18 protein-coding genes are annotated in these 18,598 nt (G+C 68.4%); 10 read left to right on the top strand and 8 right to left on the bottom strand.

What is annotated here, in order from left to right; all coding sequences use genetic code 11:
* The 3 genes from JX613_RS10175 to JX613_RS10185 all read left to right on the top strand — a co-directional run.
* Positions 1-563 (top strand): anti-sigma factor (locus JX613_RS10175; protein ID WP_207101351.1); only part of this gene is annotated, 563 nt, incomplete at its 5' end.
* A 20-nt stretch (positions 564-583) separates the two neighbouring features.
* The gene (locus JX613_RS10180) at positions 584-1,300 is read left to right on the top strand and encodes a Bax inhibitor-1/YccA family protein (RefSeq protein ID WP_207101352.1); all 717 of its coding nucleotides are present in this window, start codon (positions 584-586) and stop codon (positions 1,298-1,300) included.
* A 26-nt stretch (positions 1,301-1,326) separates the two neighbouring features.
* Positions 1,327-1,887 (top strand): DUF2076 domain-containing protein, encoded by a 561-nt coding sequence (locus JX613_RS10185; protein WP_207101353.1) that lies wholly within the window; start codon positions 1,327-1,329, stop codon positions 1,885-1,887.
* Positions 1,888-2,155: 268 nt separating this feature from the next.
* Here the strand turns inward: JX613_RS10185 and minE are convergent, their stop codons facing one another.
* The 8 genes from minE to JX613_RS10225 form a co-directional block, all read right to left on the bottom strand.
* Positions 2,156-2,431: a cell division topological specificity factor MinE gene (gene minE, locus JX613_RS10190; protein ID WP_207101354.1), complete on the bottom strand. Its 276-nt coding sequence runs from the start codon at positions 2,429-2,431 to the stop codon at positions 2,156-2,158.
* Positions 2,428-3,276: a septum site-determining protein MinD gene (gene minD, locus JX613_RS10195; protein WP_207101355.1), complete on the bottom strand. Its 849-nt coding sequence runs from the start codon at positions 3,274-3,276 to the stop codon at positions 2,428-2,430. The genes minE and minD overlap by 4 nt, the downstream gene beginning before the upstream one ends.
* Positions 3,273-3,989, bottom strand: a complete 717-nt coding sequence (gene minC / locus JX613_RS10200) for a septum site-determining protein MinC (protein WP_207101356.1) — start codon at positions 3,987-3,989, stop codon at positions 3,273-3,275. The genes minD and minC overlap by 4 nt, the downstream gene beginning before the upstream one ends.
* Positions 3,990-4,244: 255 nt before the next feature.
* A complete protein-coding gene (locus JX613_RS10205; RefSeq protein WP_237168493.1) occupies positions 4,245-6,011 on the bottom strand; it encodes an acetyl/propionyl/methylcrotonyl-CoA carboxylase subunit alpha in 1,767 nt (588 codons plus the stop codon).
* On the bottom strand, positions 6,008-7,549 hold the full coding sequence (locus tag JX613_RS10210) for a 5-oxoprolinase subunit B/C family protein (RefSeq protein WP_207101357.1): 1,542 nt from the start codon (positions 7,547-7,549) through the stop codon (positions 6,008-6,010). The genes JX613_RS10205 and JX613_RS10210 overlap by 4 nt, the downstream gene beginning before the upstream one ends.
* Positions 7,550-7,551: 2 nt before the next feature.
* Positions 7,552-8,334, bottom strand: coding sequence for a putative hydro-lyase (locus JX613_RS10215; protein ID WP_207101358.1), 783 nt, complete (start codon positions 8,332-8,334; stop codon positions 7,552-7,554).
* The gene (locus tag JX613_RS10220) at positions 8,334-9,101 is read right to left on the bottom strand and encodes a LamB/YcsF family protein (protein WP_207101359.1); all 768 of its coding nucleotides are present in this window, start codon (positions 9,099-9,101) and stop codon (positions 8,334-8,336) included. Before JX613_RS10220 ends, JX613_RS10215 begins: the two co-directional genes overlap by 1 nt.
* Positions 9,102-9,111: 10 nt before the next feature.
* Positions 9,112-10,344: an NRAMP family divalent metal transporter gene (locus JX613_RS10225; protein ID WP_207101360.1), complete on the bottom strand. Its 1,233-nt coding sequence runs from the start codon at positions 10,342-10,344 to the stop codon at positions 9,112-9,114.
* Between the two features lie 267 nt (positions 10,345-10,611).
* Between JX613_RS10225 and JX613_RS10230 the strand changes: the two genes are divergently transcribed.
* The 7 genes from JX613_RS10230 to JX613_RS10260 all read left to right on the top strand — a co-directional run bounded on the left by JX613_RS10230 (position 10,612) and on the right by JX613_RS10260 (position 18,572).
* Positions 10,612-11,259: a GntR family transcriptional regulator gene (locus JX613_RS10230; RefSeq protein ID WP_207101361.1), complete on the top strand. Its 648-nt coding sequence runs from the start codon at positions 10,612-10,614 to the stop codon at positions 11,257-11,259.
* Between the two features lie 67 nt (positions 11,260-11,326).
* Positions 11,327-12,313, top strand: coding sequence for a LacI family DNA-binding transcriptional regulator (locus tag JX613_RS10235; protein WP_207101362.1), 987 nt, complete (start codon positions 11,327-11,329; stop codon positions 12,311-12,313).
* Entirely contained in the window at positions 12,310-13,614 is a 1,305-nt protein-coding gene (gene xylA, locus JX613_RS10240) for a xylose isomerase (protein ID WP_207101363.1), read from the top strand. The genes JX613_RS10235 and xylA overlap by 4 nt, the downstream gene beginning before the upstream one ends.
* A gap of 12 nt (positions 13,615-13,626) precedes the next feature.
* Complete coding sequence (locus tag JX613_RS10245) at positions 13,627-14,682, top strand: sugar phosphate isomerase/epimerase family protein (protein ID WP_207101364.1); 1,056 nt, start codon at positions 13,627-13,629, stop codon at positions 14,680-14,682.
* 280 nt (positions 14,683-14,962) lie between these two features.
* The gene (locus JX613_RS10250; RefSeq protein ID WP_207101365.1) at positions 14,963-16,105 is read left to right on the top strand and encodes a Gfo/Idh/MocA family protein; all 1,143 of its coding nucleotides are present in this window, start codon (positions 14,963-14,965) and stop codon (positions 16,103-16,105) included.
* The gene (locus JX613_RS10255; protein ID WP_207101366.1) at positions 16,102-17,589 is read left to right on the top strand and encodes an ATP-binding cassette domain-containing protein; all 1,488 of its coding nucleotides are present in this window, start codon (positions 16,102-16,104) and stop codon (positions 17,587-17,589) included. Before JX613_RS10250 ends, JX613_RS10255 begins: the two co-directional genes overlap by 4 nt.
* Positions 17,586-18,572, top strand: a complete 987-nt coding sequence (locus JX613_RS10260; protein WP_207101367.1) for an ABC transporter permease — start codon at positions 17,586-17,588, stop codon at positions 18,570-18,572. The genes JX613_RS10255 and JX613_RS10260 overlap by 4 nt, the downstream gene beginning before the upstream one ends.
* The last annotated feature ends 26 nt before the right edge of the window (positions 18,573-18,598 follow it).

An 18,598-nucleotide genomic window follows, 5' to 3' on the forward strand; every position in this document is an offset into this window, starting at 1 on the left:
CGCGGCGGCTGGCGGTGGCGCGGCGGCGCGACGCCAGGCTGCGCCGGATGCTGCGCCTGGTGCCTGCGGCGATGCTGGTGGGGGCGGGCTGGCTGGCCCATGCGGGGCTTGGGCCGCTGGTGGTCAGCGAAGGCCAGGCCTCGGCCCCCGCGCCCGCCCTGGTCACGGCGGCGCTGTCCGCGCACGAGGTCAGCCTTCTGCGCCTGTCCATGGCCTCGCAGCCCGGCATCGCCCGGCTGGACCCGGCCGAGATGCGCGCGGCCACCGGCATCGTGCTGCCCCGGTTCGATCCGGCCTGGAGGGTGCGCGACGCGCAGGTCTTCCCCTCGCCCCAGGGGCCGGGGATCGAGATCCTGTTCGACGCCCCCGGCCTGGGCCAGGTCAGCCATTTCGCGGTGCGCACCGGCAGCTTCGACGTGACCCTGCCGCACCTGCATCAGACCCTCGGCCAGGGCATCGCCTGGTTCCAGATCGGCGAAACGGCCCATGTGCTGATCGCCGGGGCCGACAAGGCGGACGCCATCCTGGATGCCTCGCGGCATCTGTCGGACACGCTTTACTGATCCAACCATCGGAGCTTGCCATGCAACCCATCCGCCAGACCGGACGCAGCGCCGGATTTGCCCCCGCCGCCGCCCTGGACCAGGGGCTGCGCGCCCATATGCTGCGCATCTACAACTACATGGGACTGGGCCTTGCCGTGACGGGCCTTGTCGCGGTGCTGGTCGCCTCGGTCCCGGCGATCTATGTGCCGATCTTCAGCACGCCCCTGAAATGGGTCGTCATGCTGGCGCCCCTGGCCTTCGTGATGTTTTTGTCCTTCCGCATCGAGACGGTGTCGGGCGCGACCGCGCAGGCGCTGTTCTGGGCCTTCTGCGCGGTGATGGGGTTGTCCTTGGCCTCAATCTTCCTGGTCTTCACCGGGGCGTCCATCGCGCGGGCCTTCTTCGGCGCGGCGGCCATGTTCGCGGGGATGAGCCTTTACGGCTACACCACGCAGCGCGACCTGTCGAAGTTTGGCAGCTTCCTGATCATGGGCCTGATCGGCGTGATCATCGCCAGCATCATCAACATCTTCCTGGGATCCTCGGCGCTGCAATTCGCCATCTCGATCATCGGCATCCTGGTTTTCGTGGGCCTGACCGCCTGGGACACGCAGTCGATCAAGGTGGCCTACAGCGAACACCACGACGCGGAAACGCAGCAGAAGCTGGCGGTGATGGGCGCGCTGTCGCTCTATCTGAACTTCATCAACATCTTCCAGTTGCTGCTGAGCCTGACCGGCCAGCAGGACGAATGACGCAAGGCAAAAAAGGAGAAACCGTCATGGAGCACAACGACAGGCAAGCCATCGAGGGGTTGTTCAACAAGCTATCCGACGCCAGCCGCGCCCAGCCTTACCGCGACCCGGACGCCGAGGCGCTGATCGCCGACCTGATCGCGCGCAATCCCGGCGCGGCCTATTACCTGGCGCAGACGGTGATCGTCCAGGAACAGGCGCTGGATGCCGCGCAGCAGCAGATCGAGCAGTTGCAAAGCCAGCCCCAGGGCGGCGGCGGGCTGTTCGGGCGTCTGTTCGGCGGCGGGCAGCAGCAAGGGGCGCGGCCCATGGCCGCGCGCCCGGCGCAGGGTTACGGCCATGCCCCCCAAGGCTATGGCCATGCGCCGCAGGGCGGCAGCCCCTGGACCAGCGGGCGCCCGTCCGGCGGCGGCTTCATGGCCGGTGCCGCGCAGACCGCCATGGGGGTCGCGGGCGGCGTGCTGCTGGGCAATGCCATCGGAGGCATGTTCGCGGGCCCGGCCGAAGCGGCCCAGGAGTTCATGCCCGAGGAAGACGCCGGTCAGGACGACGGCGGCGACGAGGGGTTCGACGACAGCAGCGAATGATCGGGCTGCAGGGGCGCAGCCTCTCGCCGCATTCGATCTGGCGAAGGCCATCGCCTTCGCCACACGATGCCTTATCCATCTGGAACCGCCGGGCCCTAAAGGCCCGGCCAGCGCCCGCCCCGCCCCAGGCGGGCGCTTACACGCCCCCCCCTCGGATCGGGCGCCGGCCTTCCGTGGTCGCGGGGCCGCACCGTCTCTGATGGCACCGCCGCGCAAAGGGCGGGGGAAACGCGATGCGTTTCCTGATCCCGCCTGTTCGCCCCTGCCCTCAGCCCGCCTTCGACGGGACCGCGCCGGGCAGGTCGATGTTGATCTCCAGGCTGGACATCTGGTCGCCGCGTTCCATGCGGACCTCGACATCCTGTTCGCCGATGGGGACGTGCTTGCGGATCGCCGCGATGATGTCGCGTTGCAGCATGGGCAGGTAATCCGCCTCGGCGCTGCCGGTGCTGCTGCGTTCATGCGCCAGAAGGATCTGCAGCCGGTCCTTGGCCGTCTGCGCGGTCTTCGGGCGCGGCTTGCGGAGAAGGTCGAACAGGCTCATGACGCGCGCCCGAACAGCCGCTGGAACAGGCCGGGGCGGCGTTCGCCCACGATGCGCATCTCGACCTGGGTGCCGGTCAGGCGCGACACCGCGTCCTCATAGGCGCGCGATGCGGCCGAGGGTTCGTCCAGCACCACGGGCGTGCCCACGTTCGATGCCTTCAGCACCGCCTTGCTTTCCGGGACGACGCCCAGCAGGGGCACGGCCAAGATCTCCAGCACGTCCTCGACCGTCATCATCTCGCCCTTTTCCACGCGCTCCTGGTCGTAACGCGTCAGCAGGACCTGGGCCTTGATCGGCTCGGCGCCCTCGGTTTCGGCGCGGCGGGTCTGGCTGCTCAGCAGGCCAAGCACGCGGTCGCTGTCGCGCACCGACGACACCTCGGGGTTGGTGACGACCACGGCCTCGTCGGCGAAATACATCGCCATCTGGGCGCCGCGCTCGATCCCCGCGGGGCTGTCGCAGACGATATAGTCGAACTCGGCTTTCAGTTCCTTCAGGATCTGCTCGACGCCCTCCTTGGTCAGGGCGTCCTTGTCGCGGGTCTGCGAGGTGGGCAGGATCGACAGCGTGTCCAGCCGCTTGTCCTTGATCAGCGCCTGCTTGAGCTTGGCGTCGCCCTGGATGACGTTGATGAAGTCGAAGACCACCCGGCGCTCGCAGCCCATGATCATGTCCAGGTTGCGCAAGCCCACGTCGAAGTCGATCACCACCGTCTTGAAGCCCTGCTTGGCAAGCCCGGCCGAGATGGCGGCGGCCGAGGTCGTCTTGCCGACGCCCCCCTTGCCGGATGTGATCACGATCACCCGCCCAAGGGGCGAGTCCTTCTTGGCTTCCGTTGTCATGCGATCACCTCCATGCGAAGTTTCTCGTCCTCAAGGTATATGTGGGTGGGGCGGTTGCGGGCGGCGTCTTCCAGCATCTCGCTGGTCTGGTAAAGGCCCGCGATGGCGACCAGTTCGGCGCTGAGGCTTTGGCAGAAGATATGCGCGCGCTCGTCGCCGTGGCAGCCCGCGATGGCGCGGCCCCGCAGGGGGCCATAGACGTGGATGTTGCCCGCCGCGACCAGTTCCGCCCCCGAGGCGACCGAGCCGATCACCGTCAGGTCGCCATGTTCGGCCACGATCCGCTGGCCCGACCGGACGGGCGCGTGGATGACCTTGTTCTCGGGCGGAACGGGGGCGGCGGCGACAGGGGCGGGGGCGGGCGCGGCCTCTCGCGGCAGGGGGGCGTCGCGGCCCGTGCTGACGGGCACCAGGCCCAGGGCCTGCAGCGCCGCCGCGTCAAGGCCCGCGGCGTTCTGCACCCCGAAGACGCGCAGGTCGCGCCCGCGCAGGTTCTCGACCAGGTGGCGCAGGCGGTCGGGATCGTCGCTGAGGCCCGGGACATTCAGCAGGTCCAGCACCACCGGCGCGCCGGAAAAGAACTGCGGGGTCTTGTGCAACTGTTCGTCCAGTTGCGCGTAGAAGGGATCATCCGGGCTGTCGGTGTCGATGCGCAGCGCCAGCACGGTCAGGAAGCGGCCGCGCACCTGGAAAGAGGCCAGCTTCGCCGGCATGGAGCCATGCCGGGCCCGGGCGGGTCGATCGGACACGTCGAAACTCTGCTCCTGCGCTGTGGCGGATCGCGATTCGGGCCGCGCCGCTTTATTGGGGTCCGTTTCTCACGCCCGGGGGCCGGACGGAAGAAGCCGTCCCGTTGTTCAGCAGGAACCCGCCCACTTGTAAAGACCGGCGAGCCACAACCTGGACAGAATCTGCGGTCCCGGCCCGTTTCGATTGTCGCGGCCCTGCGCGGAAGGGCGGGCCGCGCCCTAGTCGGGCAGGATCCGCGCGAAGGCATCGCCAAAGGCCACCGTCGCGCCTGCGTCCCGCAGGTGCTTCAGGCGGCCTGCCCGATGCGCCTCGACCCGGGTTTCCATCTTCATGGCCTCGACCACGGCGATGACCTGGCCTGCCTCGACCAGCGCGCCGTCCTCCGCCTGCCAGGCGGTGAGGGTGCCGGGAACGGGGGCGGTGACGGTGGCCTCGTCGGTCTCCGCCATGGCCTCAGGGGCGGGCGCACCGGGGGCTGCGGCCATGATGCCTGCGGGCAGGCCCAGTTCGTGGCGCTTGCCGTCGATCTCGATCGCCATGCGCAGCAGGGGCGGCGTGGCGGCGGGCGTCACGCGGGCGTGGGGGGGCACGGCTGCGGCCAGGGTTTCGGCGAAGTCGGTTTCGATCCAGCGGGTGTGGACGCGGAAATCGCCGTTTTCGGCGCAGAAATCCGGTGCGTCCAGCACGGCGCGGTCGAAGGGCAGGACGGTCGCCACGCCCTCGATGCGGAACTCGGACAGGGCGCGGCGGGCGCGGGCCAAGGCCTCGTCGCGGGTGGCGCCGGTCACGATCAGCTTGGCCATCATCGAATCGAAGCTGCCGGGGATCACGGATCCGGCCACCACGCCGCTGTCCAGGCGGATGCCGGGGCCTGACGGCGCGTCGAAGGTGTGGATGGGGCCGGGCGTGGGCAGGAAGCCGCGCGCCACATCCTCGGCATTGATGCGGAACTCGATGGAATGGCCGCGCGGTTCGGGCACGCTGTCGTCCACCAGGCGCGCGCCGCGCGCCACCGCGATCATGCCGCGCACCAGGTCGATGCCGGTGGTTTCCTCGGTCACGGGATGTTCGACCTGAAGGCGCGTGTTCACCTCCAGGAAGGAAATCGTGCCGTTCGCGGACAGCAGGTATTCCACCGTCCCCGCGCCGCTATAGCCCGCATGGGCGCAGATCGCCCGCGCGCTGTCGTGGATGCGCTGGCGCTGGTCGTCGGAAAGGAAGGGCGCGGGCGCTTCCTCGACCAGCTTCTGGTTGCGGCGTTGCAGGGAACAGTCCCGCGTGCCGATCACCTTGACGGTGCCGTGCTTGTCGGCCAGCACCTGCGCCTCGACATGGCGGGGGCGGTCCAGGAACTGTTCGATGAAGCATTCGCTGCGGCCGAAGGCGGTCAGGGCCTCTCGCGTGGCCGAGGCGAACAGTTCCTCCACCTCCTCCAGCCGCCAGGCGACCTTCATGCCGCGCCCGCCGCCGCCGAAGGCCGCCTTGATGGCGATGGGCAGGCCATGCGCCTTGGCGAAGGCCAGGGCGTCGGCGGGGGTTTCCACCGGGCCGGGGGTGCCTGCGACCAGGGGTGCGCCCACGGCCTCGGCGATGCGGCGGGCCTCGATCTTGTCGCCCAGGGCGGTGATGACGGCGGGGTCGGGGCCGATCCAGATCAGGCCCGCGTCCTGCACGGCCTGCGCGAAACCGGCGTTTTCTGACAGGAAGCCATAGCCGGGATGGATCGCGTCCGCCCCTGCGCGCCGGGCGATGGCGATGATCTTTTCGGTGTTGAGATAGGTGTCGGCGGGGCTGTCGCCGCCAAGCGCAAAGGCGTGGTCGGCCATGCGGACGAAAGGCGCGTCGCGGTCGGCATCGGCATAGACGGCCACTGTTTCAATGCCTTCGTCGCGGCAGGCGCGGATGACGCGGACGGCGATCTCGCCCCGGTTGGCGATCAGCAGGCGGCCCAGCGGCAGGGTCGGGCCGGTGGCGAAAAGGGTCATGGCGTTGCCTCGATGTCCTGGAAGGGAGCGGCGGCGGTAAATCGGATGCGCGCGCCGGGGGGGATCTGGCCCGCCAGATCCAGCGCGGACGGCAGCAGGGTCGCGATCACCGGATAGCCGCCGGTCAGCGGGTGGTCTGCCAGAAACAGCACCGGCTGGCCGGAATGGGGGATCTGGATGGCGCCGGTTTCGGTGCCTTCGGAGGGCAGTTCGCGGGCGTCGTCGCGTGTCAGGGGGTCGCCCTCCAGCCGGATACCCACGCGGGACGATTGCGGCGTGACCAGCCAGTCCTGGGACAGGAAGTGCGCGATCATCTGGTCCGAGAACCAGTCGGCGCGGGGGCCGAGCGTCACGGGCAGTTCGACGGTGTCGCCCGGTTTCGGCAGCGCGGGCTGATCCTCGGGCGTGGCGATGGCCGTGGCGGGGTTGTTCGCGGCGTAAAGGCGCGCTCCAGCGGTCAGCGGGTCAGGCCCGACAAAGGCCAGCGTGTCGGTTGCGGCGGACCCCAGCACCGGGGCCACGTCGAAGCCGCCACGCAGCGCCAGATAGCTGCGCATTCCGGCAGCGGGGGGCGGGATCAGAACCTCGTCGCCCGCATCCAGCGCGAAGGTCGGCGGCACGGGCTGACCCGCGACCGTGGCCTGCGCCGCGCCGGTCAGGGCCAGCGTTACCGCCCGGTCCGCCCGCAGCCGCACGGGGCCAAGGGTGATTTCCAGGACCGGCGCATCGGAGGGATTGCCGACCGCGCGGTTTGCCCGGCGCATCGCGCCCATGTCCAGCGCGCCCGAGGTCGAGACGCCTTGCCCGCCCTGACCCGGACGGCCTTCGTCCTGGAAGACCAGCGGAAAGGCGGTCTGGATCACTGTCAGCGCAGGCTGGCCCTGCGGTTCCGGGATCGCGGCGACGGGATGGACCTCGGCCACCCCCTCGACGAACCGCGCCCGCACGCCGGGGCGCAGCAGGGCGGGCGGGTCGCGGGACAGATCCCACATCGGCACCCGGGTCGTGCCGATCAACTGCCAGCCGCCGGGCGTGTCCTGCGGATAGATGCCGCAGAAGCGCGCGGCCAGCGCCACCGATCCCGCCGGGATCCGCGTGCGGGGGGCAGGGCGGCGCGGCAGATCGAAGCGCGGGTCGTCGCCGGTCATGTAGGCGAAGCCGGGCGCGAAGCCGCAGAAGGCCACGGCCCAGGTGGCGGCCTGATGGGCGGCGATGACCTCGGCCACGGTCAGGTCCATGTGGGCCGCCACATCGTGCAGATCGGCGCCGTCATAGGTCACGGGGATCTCGACGGTTTCCACCGGGCCTGCCTCGCGCAGCGTGCCGGACGCGGGTTGGCGGGACAGGATCTGCGCCGCCAATGCGCCGTCGGCGACAAAGCCGGGGGCCACGCGGACCATCAGCGTGCGGGCCGCGGGGATGATTTCCGCCACGCCCTCGACGGGGCTGTCCAGCAGCGCGTCGAACAGCGCCAGCGTTTCGTCCAGATCGGCCAGTTCCACCAGCAGCGTGCGCGGCCCGACGGGAAGGAAGCGCATCGTCAGACCTGCCAGTTGCTGTCGGGAATGTCGGTGATGAACATGTGCCCCGGCGCATGGGTGATGGCGAAGGGCGGTTTCGAGGCCATCACCGCCGCCTGCGGCGTCACCCCGCAGGCCCAGAAGACCGGCACCTCGCCTTCGCGGATCGTGACCGGGTCGCCGAAATCGGGGCGGGACAGGTCGCCGATGCCCAAGGAGCGCGGTTCGCCCACATGGACCGGCGCACCGTGGACCGCCGGAAAGCGGCCCGAAATCATCGCGGCCTCGGCCACGCGGTCCGCCGGGATGGGGCGCATCGACACGACCATCTGTCCGTGCAGGCGTCCCGCCGGACGGCAGGCGCGGTTCGTCAGATACATCGGCACGTTGCAGCCCTGGGCGATGTGGCGCACCTCGATCCCCGCCGCCTGCAAGGGCGTCTCGAAGGTGAAGGAACAGCCGATCAGGAAGGTCACCAGGTCGGGATGCTCGGCCCAGGCCTCGGTCGCGTCCGCCACCTCATCCGCCAGCACCCCGTCGCGCCAGATGCGATACAGGGGAATGTCGGTGCGCAGGTCCGCGTCCGGCGCCAGCGCCGTGCGGTGGCTGCCGGGGTCGGTCACGTCCAGCACCGGGCAGGGCTTGGGGTTGCGCTGCGCGTAAAGCAGGAAATCCCACGCCCAATCGCGGGGCAGGGAGATCATGTTGCATTGGGTAAAGCCTGGCGCCATGCCGGCGGTGGGGGCGACAGTCGTGCGGCAGGCCAGGCGGGCGGCGGCGGCGCTTGCGGGATCGGGACGCATCAGGACACCTTTGCAAAGGGGGCGACGGTGACGCCGCCCGCGACCAGTTCCTCGCGGATGCAGCGGGCCATGTCCACCGCGCCCGCGCTGTCGCCATGCACGCAGATGCTCTGGGCCTCCAGCCGCAGGGGGGTGCCGTCGATGGCCTCGATCACGCCCTCGGTCGCAAGGCGCAGCATCCGGGCAGCCACGGCATTGGCGTCATGCAGCACGGCACCCTTTTCGCGGCGGGACACAAGCTGGCCCCCGGGCGTATAGGCGCGGTCGCCAAAGGCCTCGGCCACGGTGGCAAGCCCCGCATCGGCGGCGCGGGACAGGATCTGCGTCCCCGCCAGGCCCATCAGCACCAGCGAGGGGTCGATTTCCTTGATCGCCGCAATCACCGCATCGGCCTGCCGCGCGTCATTGGCGATGGTGTTATACAGCGCGCCATGCGGCTTCACATAGGTGACGTGCGTCCCGGCGGCCCGCGCGATGCCCTGAAGCGCGCCGATCTGATAGATCACGTCGGCGGTCAGTTCCGCCGAGGTCACGTCCATGGGACGCCGCCCGAAGCCCACGCGGTCGGGATAGGACACATGCGCCCCCACCGCCACGCCCCGCGCCGCAGCCCCCTCTACCGTGGCGCGGATGGTCAGCGGATCGCCCGCGTGAAAGCCGCAGGCGATGTTGGCGGAACTGACGATGCCCAGCATGGCGGGGTCGTCGCCCATGGTCCAGGCGCCATAGCCCTCGCCCAGGTCGCTGTTCAGGTCGATGGTGCGCATGTGTGTCCCCTTACAGGCCCAGGAAGGCGAAGATCGGGCCAATCGAGCGATAGCCCATGTACCAGGTCAAGGCACAGACGATGGCGCTGAGGATCAGCAGCGGACGGTTATAGCGGTGCCCGCCCATCAGGTCCGGTCGCGCAAAGCCGACATAGGTGAAGATCGTCAACCCGATGGGCAGGATCAAGCCGTTGAAGCCGCCCACGAAGACCAGCAGGGCTGCGGGTGCGGTGCCGATGGAAACGAAGACCCCCAGCGACACGGCGATGAAGATGACCGTGGCGATGTTGCGGCTGCGTTCCGGCATGGGCATGAAGGCCACCAGGAAGCTGACCGAGGTATAGGCCGCCCCGATGACCGAGGTGATGGCCGCCGCCCACAAGACCACGCCGAAGATCCGCATCCCCAGGTCGCCCAGGGCATGGGCAAAGGCCTGGCCCGCCGGGTTCGCGGCCTGGCTGGACAGATCCAGCGTCACGCCCGAGGCGACCACGCCCAGGATCGCCAGGAACAGGACAAACCGCATCACGCCCGTCACCGCGATGCCGGTCAGGGATGCGCGGGTGACGGCGGCCAGGTTCTCCTCGCCCACCAGGCCCTTGTCCAGCAGGCGGTGCGCGCCGGAATAGGTGATGTAGCCGCCGACCGTGCCGCCGACGATGGTGGTGATGGTCGGAAAGTCGATCACGGCGGGGAACACGGTCTGGCGCAGCGCCTCGCCCACCGGCGGGTTCGAGGTGACGGCGACGATCAGCGTCATCACGATCATCAGGATGCCCAGGCCGATCAGGGATCGGTCCAGCAGCAGCCCCGCGCGTTTCGACAGGAACACCCCGATGGCCAGCAGGGCGGAAATCGCGCCGCCGATCTTGGGGTCAAGCCCGAACATGGCGTTCATGCCAAGGCCCGCGCCCGCGATGTTGCCCACGTTGAAGGCCAGCCCGCCCACCATCACCAGCACCGCCAGCAGATAGCCCGCGCCGGGGATCGCGGCATTGGCGGTTTCCGACGCGTTCCGGCGGGTCAGCGCGGTGATGCGCCAGATGTTCAGCTGCACCACGAAGTCGATCAGGATCGAGGCCAGGATCGCAAAAGCGAAGGCCGCGCCCAGCTTGGCGGTGAAGGTCGCGGTCTGGGTGATGAAGCCCGGCCCGATGGCCGAGGTCGCCATCAGGAAGATCGCCGCCAGGAACCCGCCCCGCAGGGTGGCATTGGCGGCCGAGGGAACGGCTGTTGCACTCATCAGTCATGCTCCTGCTGCAAGGGAGGGCGTCGTTCTTGGAATGGCTGAAGCGTGACGGCGGCGTGACAACCTGTCAACGATTATTTGACAGGATGATTGGTATTGTTGAACAATGGTAAAGTTATTGCAGGTTTATCTGCTGTTCTGGTGAGCAGAAAGGGCCTGTTCTGTCCGATCAGAAGGCATTTCGGAACGACGATTCGCGCCCGATCCCTTGCCTCGGTCCCGGGTCGCGTCCATGCTCCGGCAAGGAAACAGGGACATGACATGACCACCGATCCGCCGGGCCTGGCCGAGGAAACCGCCTCGCGTTTGCGCAACGACATCATCGGCGGCAGCCTTCCGCCGGGTCAGCGGCTGTCGGAAACGCGGCTGGCCGCCGACCTGGGCGTGTCGCGCAACACCCTGCGCGAGGTGTTTCGGCTGCTGACGCGCGAAGGCCTCTTGCGCCACGAACCGAACCGGGGGGTCTTCGTGGCCGTGCCCTCGATGGCGACGATCGTGGACATCTACCGCGTCCGCCGCCTGATCGAGGTGCCCGCCCTGGCCCATGCCTGGCCCCGGCACGAGGCCGTGGCCCTGATGCGCGTCGCTGTCGAAAAGGCCCGCGCCGCGCGCGAGGCGCAGGACTGGCGCAGCGTGGGCAGCGCCAACATGGAATTCCACGCGGCCATCGTCGCCCTGACCGACAGCGCCCGCTTGCAGGTCTTCTTCGCCCAGATCATCGCCGAACTGCGCCTGGCCTTCGGCTTGCTGGACAGCCCCGAACGCCTGCACGAACCCTATATCGACCGCAACGGCCAGATCCTGGACCTGCTGGCCGGGGGCGATCAGGCCCGGGCGGCGGCGCTGATGGCAGGGTACCTGGACGAATCCGAACGCGTGGTGCTGGCGGCCTTTGCCCGGCTGGGCTAGGCCCGCAGAAAATGATTGACGTATCTCTTTTTCCGCCGGATGCTGGCGGAGGGAGGATAATCCGCCAATGCGAAACCCCACGCTGCACGATGTGGCGCGGGCGGCTGGCGTCAGCTATTCGACGGCCGACCGGGTTCTGAACGAACGCGGTGGGGTGGCCGCGAAGTCGATCCAGCGCGTCCAGCGCGCCATCCAGGATCTGGGTTATCGCCGCGACATCCACGCGGCGAACCTGTCGCGCCGCCGCAGCTATCGCTTTGCGGTGTTCCTGCCGGGGGGCGACCACGGCTTCTTCTCGGCCCTGGGCCAGGCCCTGCTGGCGCAGGCCGAGGCGCGGGCCTTGGACCGGGTGTCCGTCACGCTCTGCGATCCCGGCCAGGGGGCTGCGGGCGATTGGGACTGCGCGGCGCTGGTGGGCGCGGAATCCGAAGGGCTGGCGCAGGTCATGGCCGATCTGGCGGAACGCGGGATCCCCGCGATCACGCTGGTTTCCGACATCGCCGGGGCACGGCGGGCCTATGTCGGCATCGACAACACCGTGGCGGGACGCACGGCGGGGCGGCTCTTGCGGCTGGCCCATGGCCGGGGGGCGGGACGGGTCCAGCCGGTCCTGGGTTCCTTGTCCCTGCGCGATCATCGCGAACGCCTGGACGGCGCGGCCGAGATCCTGGGACCATCCCGCCTGACCCTGCTGCCCCCGGCCGAGGTCCACGACCACCCCGACCGGATGCGCGACGCCCTGACCGCCGCCCTGCGCGCCGATGACGGGATCACCGCGATCTATTCCATCGGCGCGGGCAACCGCGGCCTGATCGCCCTGATGGAGACCCTGGGCGAATCCCGCCCCTTTGTTGTCCTGCACGAATTGACGCCGCATTCCCGCGCCGCGCTGGAACTCGACCTGATCGACGCCGTCATCGACCAGAAACCGGCCGAGGAAGCCGCCCGCGCGCTGGACGCGATGCGCGCCATCGCCGACGGCGAGGAGCCGCCCCCCGCCGTGATCACCCCCGCCATCTTCTTCAAGGAAAACCTTCCCGGAGTGTCTGCATGACCGGCTATTTCGACGCCATCGCCCCCTTGTCCTTCGATCCCGATGCGGATGGCCCGGCCTTCCGCCACTACGACCCCGATGAAGTGGTCATGGGCAAGCGGCTGGAGGATCACCTGCGCTTTGCCGTGGCCTATTGGCACAGCTTCGGCTGGGAAGGCGGCGATCCCTTCGGCGGGCGGACCTTTGACCGCCCCTGGTTTCCCGCCGACACGATGGACTTGGCCGAGGCGCGCGTGGACGCCGCCTTCGACTTCTTCCGCATCCTGGGCGCGCCCTTCTTCTGCTTCCACGACCATGACGTGCGGCCCGAAGGCGCCAGCCTGGCGGAAAGCCGCGACCGCCTGAACCGCATCGCCGACCTGATGGCCGCGAAGATGCAGGACGGCGGGCCGCGCCTGCTGTGGGGCACGGCCAACCTGTTCACCAACCGCCGCTACATGGCGGGGGCGGCGACGAACCCCGATCCCGACGTCTTCGCCTATGCCGCCGCCACCGTGCGCGACTGCCTGGACGTGACGCACCGGCTTGGCGGCGCGAACTATGTGCTGTGGGGCGGGCGCGAGGGGTATGAAACGCTGCTCAACACCGACCTGGGCCGCGAGCTGGACCAGATGGGCCGCTTCCTGTCGATGGTGGTCGATTACAAGCACAAGATCGGGTTCGGGGGCACCATCCTGATCGAACCCAAGCCGCAGGAGCCCACCAAGCACCAGTATGATTTCGACGTGGCGACGGTCTATGGCTTCCTGTCGCGCTACGGCCTTGAAAAGGAAGTGAAGGTCAACATCGAGCAGGGTCACGCGATCCTGGCGGGCCATTCGTTTGAACACGAGATCGCGCTTGCCAACGCGCTCGGCATCTTCGGGTCCATTGACATGAACCGCAACGACCAGCAATCCGGCTGGGACACCGACCAGTTCCCGAACAACGTCCCCGAGGTGACGCTGGCCTATTACGAGATCCTGCGCGGCGGCGGCTTTTCCACCGGCGGCACCAATTTCGACGCCAAGATCCGGCGGCAGTCGCTGGACCCCGAGGATCTGGTGATGGCCCATGCGGGCGCGATGGATGTCTGCGCGCGGGGCCTGAAGGCTGCGGCGAGGATGCTGGAGGACGACCGGCTGGAGGCCGCCCGCCGCGACCGTTACGCCGGATGGCAGCGCCCCGAGGCGCAGGCCATGCTGGAACCCGGCGCGACGCTGGACGGCATCGCCGACCGGGCGGTGGCGGCGGGACTGGACCCGCAGCCGGTCTCGGGTCGGCAGGAAATCCTGGAAAACCTGGTCAACCGCTATGTGTAGGGGGAAGCGGCCATGAAGACCATCAAGGGACCGGCGCTGTTCCTGGCACAGTTCGCGGGGGATACTGCGCCCTTTGATACCTGGGACGGCATCACGAAATGGGCGGCCGATTGCGGTTACATCGGCGTGCAGGTGCCAAGCTGGGACGGGCGGCTGTTCGACCTGGCCAAGGCGGCGGAAAGCAAGGATTACTGCGACAACATCGCGGGCGTCGCCGCCGCGAACGGCGTGCAGATCACCGAACTGTCCACCCATCTGCAAGGCCAGCTTGTCGCCGTCCACCCGGCCTATGACGAGGCTTTCGACGGCTTCACCGTGCCGGACTGTCGCGGCAATCCCAAGGCGCGGCAGGAGTGGGCCGTGGATCAGGTGAAACAGGCCCTGTCCGCCAGCCGCAACCTGGGCCTGACCGCCATGGCCAGCTTTTCGGGCGCGCTGGCCTGGCCCTTCGTCTATCCCTGGCCGCAGCGCCCGGCGGGGCTGGTGGAGACGGCCTTCGACGAACTCGCCCGCCGCTGGCGCCCGATCCTGGACCATGCCGAGGATTGCGGCGTGGACATCTGCTTCGAGATCCACCCGGGCGAGGATCTGCACGACGGCGACAGCTTCGAGATGTTCCTGGACCGCGTGGGGGGCCACGCGCGGGCCAACATGCTGTACGATCCCTCGCACTATGTCCTGCAATGCCTTGATTACCTGGACAATATGGACATCTACAAGGACCGCATCCGCATGTTCCACGTCAAGGATGCGGAATTCAACCCGACCGGGCGCAAGGGCGTCTATGGCGGCTTCCAGCCTTGGGTGGACCGGGCAGGGCGGTTCCGGTCGCTGGGTGACGGTCAGGTCGATTTCGGCGCGGTCTTTTCCAAGATGGCGGCCAACGATTTCGACGGCTGGGCCGTGGTCGAATGGGAATGCTGCCTCAAGCACCCCGAGGACGGCGCGCGGGAGGGGGCCGAATTCGTCCGCAGCCACATCATCCGCGTGACGGAAAAGGCCTTCGACGACTTCGCGGACGGCGGCACGGATGAGGCCGCGAACCGCCGGATGCTGGGGATTTCGTGATGGTGCAGATTACAGTCAGAACCAAACAGGATGAAGTCTGGCACATTCACAGATACTCTGGCGGTCCACGCGTCAGGCCGGACAAACATGGCAAGGTGACCGGTTATCGCTGCACCCCTAATTCCAACAAACCTGAGGATGCAGTCTCGTTTGAAAACATATCCGAGGCAGCAGACTTCCTTCGTCGGAATCCTTCCTGGGGCGCGCGCTTCAGTCCCAACGGCAATGACACGCCCCAGAATATTTTCGTGAAAGGGATCGAAATAGACGGGGTCCCCCGATGACCCGCATCAGGCTTGGCATGGTCGGCGGCGGCAAGGATGCCTTCATCGGCGCGGTCCACCGCATCGCCGCCCGCATCGACGGGGAGTTCGATCTGGTCGCGGGCGCTCTATCCTCGACGCCGGAAAAGGCGCGCGACAGCGGCGCGGCCCTGGGGCTGGATCCCGACCGCTGCCATGGCACTTTCGAGGAGATGGCCGAGGCTGAATCCGCCCGCCCCGACGGGATCGAGGCGGTCGCCATCGTCACCCCGAACCACGTCCACGGCCCGGCGGCGGCGGCCTTTTTGCGGCGCGGCATCCATGTGATCTGCGACAAGCCGCTGACCGCGACCATGGCCCAGGCGGCGGAACTGGAAGCCGCAATCCGCGCGTCCGACGCGCTGTTCATCCTGACGCACAACTATACCGGCTATCCGATGATCCGGCAGGCGCGCGCGATGATCGAAGCAGGCGACCTGGGGGCCATCCGCGTGGTGCAGGTCGAATACGCGCAGGACTGGCTGACCGAGGCGGCGGAAACCACGGGCACCAACAAGCAGGCCGAATGGCGCACCGACCCCGACCGCAGCGGGGCGGGCGGGTCCATCGGCGACATTGGAACCCATGCCCATAACCTCGCCTGCTTCGTCACGGGGCTGTCGGTGGAAAAACTTTCCGCCGACCTGCAAAGCTTCGTGCCGGGGCGGCGGGTGGACGACAACGCCCATGTCCTGCTGCGCTTCCACGAAGGCGCGCGCGGGATGCTGTGGTGTTCGCAGGTCGCGCCGGGCAACGAAAACGCCCTGCGCCTGCGCGTCTATGGCGAAAAGGGCGGGCTGGAATGGGCGCAGGAGGATCCGAACTACCTGTGGTTCACGCCCTTCGGTGAACCCAAGCGCCTGCTGACCCGAAGGGGCGCAGGGGCGACGGACGCGGCCAATGCCGTCAGCCGCACGCCGGGCGGCCACCCGGAAGGCTATCTGGAAGGCTTCGCCAACATCTATGCCGGGGCCGCGCGGGCGATCCGGGCGGCGCAACGGGGCGAACGCGACCCGGTGCTGGACCTGCTGCCGGGGCTTGAGGAAGGACTTGCGGGGATGCGCTTCATCGACGCCTGCATCCGGTCGTCCCGCGACAATGCCGCCTGGGTGGCGATGTGAGCGTCCTTGCCCTGCGCCATGTCAGCCGCAGCTTCGGCCCGATCGAGGTGCTGCACGGCGTGGACATCGCCCTGCGCCCCGGCCGGGTCCATGCGCTGATCGGCGAAAACGGCGCGGGCAAGTCCACCACCATGAAGATCCTGGCGGGATACCAGCCGCCAAGCTCGGGCCAGGTGCTGCTGGACGGGCAGCCGGTCAGCTTCGCCAGCATGGGAGAGGCCGAGGCGCAGGGGATCTCGATGATCCACCAGGAATTCAACCTGGCCGAACAGCTGACGGTGGAACAGAACATCTTCCTGGGCCGGGAACTGAAGCGCGGCCCGCTGCTGGACAAGCCCGCCATGCGGGCGCGCACGCGGGAATTGCTGGACCGGCTGGAATGCCGCGTCTCGCCCGACCGGGTGGTGTCCACGCTGTCGAACAGCGACAAGCAGATGGTGGAAATCGCCAAGGCCCTGCTGCGCGACACCCGCGTGCTGGTCATGGACGAACCCACCGCCGTGCTGACGCGGGCGGAAACCGCGATCCTGCTGCGCCAGGTCCGGGCGCTGCGCAAGGCGGGGACGGCGGTGCTGTTCACATCCCACAAGCTGGACGAGGTGGAACAGATCGCCGACGACCTGACCATCATGCGCGACGGCCGCGTGGTCTGGACCGGAGAGGCCGCAGCCATGGACCAGCACGCGATGGCGAACGCCATGGTCGGGCGCGAGATGTCGGACCTGTTCCCCGCCAAGGTTTCCACGCCGGGCGAGGTCGCGCTGGAGGTCCGGAACCTGACCGTGCCGGGCTTTTCCCGCGACATCGGCTTCACCCTGCGCCGGGGCGAGATCCTGGGCGTCGCGGGCCTGATCGGGTCGGGCCGCACCGAAACCTTCGAGGGGCTGTGCGGCTTGCGTCCCGCCACGGGCGACGTGAAGATCTTCGGCCAACCCGTCCGCATCGACCACCCCTGGCAGGCGCAGGACCTTGGCCTGTGCTACCTGACCGAGGACCGCAAGACGCGCGGCTTGCTGCTGGGCAAGGGGCTGCGCGAGAACCTGACCTTGCAGGCGCTGTCAAAGTTCGACCGGGGCCTGATCGACACAACCGCCGAGGAGCGCGCCCTGGACCAGGCCATTGCCGACTTCGACATCCGCGGCCACCGCGCTGCGATGGTCGGCAACCTGTCGGGCGGCAACCAGCAGAAGCTGTTGTTCGCCAAGACCCTGCTGGCCGACCCCCGGATCATCGTCATTGATGAGCCCACGCGCGGCATCGACATCGGCACCAAGCAGCAGATGTATGTCCTCATCCGCCGCCTTGCGGCCGAAGGCCGCGCCATCGTCGTGATCTCGTCCGAGATGCAGGAGGTGATCGGCCTGTCCGACCGCATCCTGGTCATGCGCCACGGCCGCATCACCGGGGAACTGGGCGCCGACGCCACCGAGGACGCCATCGTCAAGCTGGCCATGGGCGTGGCCACGGAAAGGGAACCCGCATGAGCGACGCAACCGCCCCCGCGCCCCGCCGCATCCGCATGACCGTGATCGGCCCCATCCTGGCCCTGGTCCTGCTGGTGATCGCGGGTGCGTTGATGAACCCGAACTTCCTCGGCTGGGACAACGTGACGAACGTGCTGGCCCGGTCGGCCTTCATCGGCATCATCGCCGTAGGCATGACCTTTGTCATCACGGCGGGCGGGCTGGACCTGTCGGTCGGCTCCATGGCGGCCTTCATCGCCGGGCTGATGATCCTTGTGATGAACAGCCTTGTGCCCTCGATGGGCGCAGGCATCCCCGTGATCCTGATCGGCATGGCCGTCGCGCTGCTGGCGGGGCTTGCGGCGGGGCTGCTGAACGGCATCCTGATCACCCGCCTGGGGATCGAGGCCTTTATCGTCACCCTTGGGTCCATGGGCATCTATCGCAGCCTGGTCACATGGCTGGCCGACGGCGGCACGCTGTCGCTGGATTTCACCCTGCGCAGCCTTTACCAGCCGGTCTATTACGGGGGCGTCTTCGGGATCACCTGGCCGATCATCGTCTTTGCGGTGGTCGTGGTGATCGGAGAGGTGGTGATGCGCTCCACCGCCTTTGGCCGCCATTGCGCGGCCATCGGATCGAACGAGCAGGTCGCCAAGTATTCCTCGGTCCGCGTGGACCGGGTGCGGCTGATGACCTATGCCGCGCTTGGCCTTTTGGTCGGCATCGCCACCATCATGTATGTGCCGCGCCTTGGATCAGCCTCGTCCGCCACGGGGATGCTGTGGGAGCTTGAGGCGATCGCCGCCGTGATCATCGGCGGCACGGTGCTGAAGGGCGGCTTCGGGCGCGTCTGGGGCACGGTGATCGGCGTGCTGATCCTGACGCTGATCGGCAACCTGCTGAACCTGACGGATTTCGTATCGCCTTACCTGAACGGCGCCATTCAGGGGGCCATCATCGTTCTCGCTGTGGTGTTGCAGCGCGAAGGCAAGGCCCGCTGAGCCGGGCCCATATGGGAGGGAAACAC

Source organism: Paracoccus shandongensis (assembly GCF_017315735.1).
Lineage (GTDB): Bacteria > Pseudomonadota > Alphaproteobacteria > Rhodobacterales > Rhodobacteraceae > Paracoccus > Paracoccus shandongensis.

What these genes read in the sequence shown, in the direction of transcription:
- JX613_RS10215 (WP_207101358.1), bottom strand. Translation starts at nt 8,334, where the DNA reads ATGCGTCCCGATCCCGCAAGCGCCGCCGCCGCCCGCCTGGCCTGCCGC.
- minD (WP_207101355.1), bottom strand. Translation starts at nt 3,276, where the DNA reads ATGACAACGGAAGCCAAGAAGGACTCGCCCCTTGGGCGGGTGATCGTG.
- JX613_RS10205 (WP_237168493.1), bottom strand. Translation starts at nt 6,011, where the DNA reads ATGACCCTTTTCGCCACCGGCCCGACCCTGCCGCTGGGCCGCCTGCTG.
- JX613_RS10245 (WP_207101364.1), top strand. Translation starts at nt 13,627, where the DNA reads ATGAAGACCATCAAGGGACCGGCGCTGTTCCTGGCACAGTTCGCGGGG.
- JX613_RS10250 (WP_207101365.1), top strand. Translation starts at nt 14,963, where the DNA reads ATGACCCGCATCAGGCTTGGCATGGTCGGCGGCGGCAAGGATGCCTTC.
- JX613_RS10210 (WP_207101357.1), bottom strand. Translation starts at nt 7,549, where the DNA reads ATGCGCTTCCTTCCCGTCGGGCCGCGCACGCTGCTGGTGGAACTGGCC.
- xylA (WP_207101363.1), top strand. Translation starts at nt 12,310, where the DNA reads ATGACCGGCTATTTCGACGCCATCGCCCCCTTGTCCTTCGATCCCGAT.
- JX613_RS10260 (WP_207101367.1), top strand. Translation starts at nt 17,586, where the DNA reads ATGAGCGACGCAACCGCCCCCGCGCCCCGCCGCATCCGCATGACCGTG.
- minE (WP_207101354.1), bottom strand. Translation starts at nt 2,431, where the DNA reads ATGAGCCTGTTCGACCTTCTCCGCAAGCCGCGCCCGAAGACCGCGCAG.
- JX613_RS10235 (WP_207101362.1), top strand. Translation starts at nt 11,327, where the DNA reads ATGCGAAACCCCACGCTGCACGATGTGGCGCGGGCGGCTGGCGTCAGC.
- JX613_RS10185 (WP_207101353.1), top strand. Translation starts at nt 1,327, where the DNA reads ATGGAGCACAACGACAGGCAAGCCATCGAGGGGTTGTTCAACAAGCTA.
- JX613_RS10230 (WP_207101361.1), top strand. Translation starts at nt 10,612, where the DNA reads ATGACCACCGATCCGCCGGGCCTGGCCGAGGAAACCGCCTCGCGTTTG.
- JX613_RS10180 (WP_207101352.1), top strand. Translation starts at nt 584, where the DNA reads ATGCAACCCATCCGCCAGACCGGACGCAGCGCCGGATTTGCCCCCGCC.
- JX613_RS10220 (WP_207101359.1), bottom strand. Translation starts at nt 9,101, where the DNA reads ATGCGCACCATCGACCTGAACAGCGACCTGGGCGAGGGCTATGGCGCC.
- minC (WP_207101356.1), bottom strand. Translation starts at nt 3,989, where the DNA reads ATGCCGGCGAAGCTGGCCTCTTTCCAGGTGCGCGGCCGCTTCCTGACC.
- JX613_RS10225 (WP_207101360.1), bottom strand. Translation starts at nt 10,344, where the DNA reads ATGAGTGCAACAGCCGTTCCCTCGGCCGCCAATGCCACCCTGCGGGGC.